This window comes from Curtobacterium sp. ME26 (assembly GCF_903970945.1).
Lineage (GTDB): Bacteria > Actinomycetota > Actinomycetes > Actinomycetales > Microbacteriaceae > Curtobacterium > Curtobacterium citri.
On record NZ_CAJCKG010000102.1, the window covers coordinates 1 to 1,169 of the forward strand.

General features: G+C 64.8%; 3 protein-coding genes. All 3 read left to right on the forward strand.

All coding sequences use genetic code 11. The features are described from left to right. Window positions 1–3 precede the first annotated feature (3 nt). Window positions 4–363 carry an RNase A-like domain-containing protein gene (locus H7A69_RS17685; protein ID WP_411469379.1) on the forward strand — a complete coding sequence of 120 codons (360 nt, stop codon included), beginning with the start codon at window positions 4–6 and terminating at the stop codon, window positions 361–363. Continuing rightward, entirely contained in the window at window positions 356–727 is a 372-nt protein-coding gene (locus tag H7A69_RS17195) for a hypothetical protein (RefSeq protein ID WP_182048151.1), read from the forward strand. Before H7A69_RS17685 ends, H7A69_RS17195 begins: the two co-directional genes overlap by 8 nt. Then, window positions 727–1,169, forward strand: a 443-nt coding sequence (locus H7A69_RS17200) for a contact-dependent growth inhibition system immunity protein (protein WP_220456287.1), incomplete at its 3' end; no start/stop codon positions are given. The genes H7A69_RS17195 and H7A69_RS17200, both read left to right, overlap by 1 nt.

Here is a 1,169-nt window from a genome sequence, read left to right on the forward strand (position 1 = left end):
CATGTGTACACGTGCTGGACCTTCTGCACTCCTACTCACGCACCACTGCCGACCCTCCATGCGCTCTGCCCACCCTTTCCCTGCACGACGCTCTTCCGCTCCCTCGTCCGACACGTCGACGCCGAGTGCCGGGATGCCGAGGGCCTGCGCCGCGACGAGCATCCGCCCCGGGCCGCAGCCGATGTCGATGACGGGGCCGTCCGCTGGCCAGCAGATCAGGTCATCGGCCGGGAATTCGTCGAGGGGCGTACACCGCCGATCCAAGATGCGTCCGTTGTACGTGTTGTCCTGAAGTTTGAACCCAGCGGAGATCCCCCATACTCGATCCTGACTAGTTACCCGCGAGAGACGATCAATGGATGACGAAGACTTCTACCGTGAGATGATCCGTCGCGCTCCGAGAACGACCTCGTTGCTCGGCGTGGAATTCAACCTCGATTGGCAGCTCGATTGGCCAGATGCGGAATCGGTCCTCGTGCAGGATCTCGATGATGCTCCGCTGCGCGACAACGAGGTGCTGCAAACAGAGCTCGACTACCTCTTGAACGTGCTGGGGACCGACTCGTCGGTTGACGACTTCTTCACGTACATCGATTCGGGCCTCGATCCCCTCGCCGAGACTGGCCAAACCTCCCGTACCTGGCTCATCGGACTTCGAGACCGTGCTGCCCGCAATGTCCGAAACGGCGATTCGGTCGAGCGTGGGCAGACCGGTGAGGTCCTCTGATGGCACGCACTGTACGGACGGGTGGGTCCTACTTCCCGAGCGTGGAGCGCGCGAACGAAGCGGTGGCCTACGCGCTCGACTTCAACCACGAACGCATCAGGCGTTGGGTCGCGGAGGGTGCTTCACGCCCGCTGCGGGTGTACGCCGTCCCCGGCGGCGTGACCGGCCGGGGGAACCCCTTCGTGGAGCCGCAGGACCTCGAAGCCGTGCGCGCCGTGCTCGTCCGATCGGCGGACAGTCCCTCGGGCTACACGGTGTTCACGGCGTACCCCGCGGTCGCGAGCATCACGGCGCGCAACTTCCACGGCTTCGACGCATTCGTCGGTACCTACTTCCACCAGGACTGGGCGGAGGAGCCGTACTCGGCGGAGCAAGCGCTCGAGGACCACCTCGCGAGCTCTTCGCCCGACGCGCTCAGCGAGTTGCTCGAGGACGTCCGTGA

Excerpts from the sequence above, each read along its gene's own strand:
- H7A69_RS17195 (WP_182048151.1), top strand. The coding sequence starts at position 356 with ATGGATGACGAAGACTTCTACCGTGAGATGATCCGTCGCGCTCCGAGA.